The sequence below is a fragment of the Massilia pseudoviolaceinigra genome (genome assembly GCF_030846505.1).
Taxonomy (GTDB): domain Bacteria; phylum Pseudomonadota; class Gammaproteobacteria; order Burkholderiales; family Burkholderiaceae_D; genus Telluria_A; species Telluria_A violaceinigra.
In genome coordinates this window covers 1-772 of sequence record NZ_JAVCWL010000125.1, presented here as the reverse complement: position 1 = coordinate 772, position 772 = coordinate 1, and the positions used below count along the sequence as shown (strand labels likewise).

At 55.2% G+C, this 772-nt stretch carries 1 protein-coding gene; it reads left to right on the top strand.

The window, feature by feature from the left end; genetic code table 11:
• Positions 1–613, top strand: a 613-nt coding sequence (locus RBA40_RS33380; RefSeq protein ID WP_306653212.1) for an ATP phosphoribosyltransferase regulatory subunit, incomplete at its 5' end; no start/stop codon positions are given.
• Positions 614–772 lie beyond the last annotated feature (159 nt).

Sequence of the window (772 nt, the reverse complement as noted above, 5' to 3'; positions counted from 1 at the left end):
GGGTGTGCGCATTATCGCGGGCGAAGAAGCAAAGAACCGCCGCGTATTGTTGAATCAACTGATCGCCATCGCAGAGGCGGCGGGATTTGAAGAAATTGTGCTGCCTTCGGTGGAGCCGTCGGGCGTGTACGTGGACAAAGCGGGGCCGGAAATCCTGTCGCAGATGTACGTTTTTCCGGACAAGAAAAACCGTTCGCTGTGTTTGCGACCCGAGGCGACAGCGACAGTCCAGCTGATCGCCGACAAACACTTCCCGCGCCAGAAGAATGTGAAGCTCTGGTACTTCGAACGCTGCTGGCGCTATGAACGGCCGCAAGAAGGACGATACCGCGAGTTCTTTCAATTCGGCTTGGAAGTGCTCAATCCAGACGCCGACACCATGAGGGACGAGTTGATTACCCTCGCGGAGAAAATGGTGAGCATCAAAACAAGCGACTACGAACTTGCGCGCGCGGTGAAACGCGGACTGGATTACTACACGACGGACGGATTTGAAATTGCCGTGGCGGCACTGGGTGCCCAGAAACAGGTGGTCGGCGGCGGTACGTATCGCCAGGGGATCGGCTTCGCAATCGGCTTCGATCGCTTAATGCTGTGTAATCGTTCGCAGTAAAACCTGCAATTGGTTGAATGGCGCTTGGGATCTTCATCGTTATTTCCCGGATATCTAAGGTGACCAGTCTCGCGATTCTGAGCGGCACGTCGGGTCGAAACCAACCAGTCGCAACAGACCGCTTTAATCCGCAGGCAATAGCGGTCATTTTCACCTGAA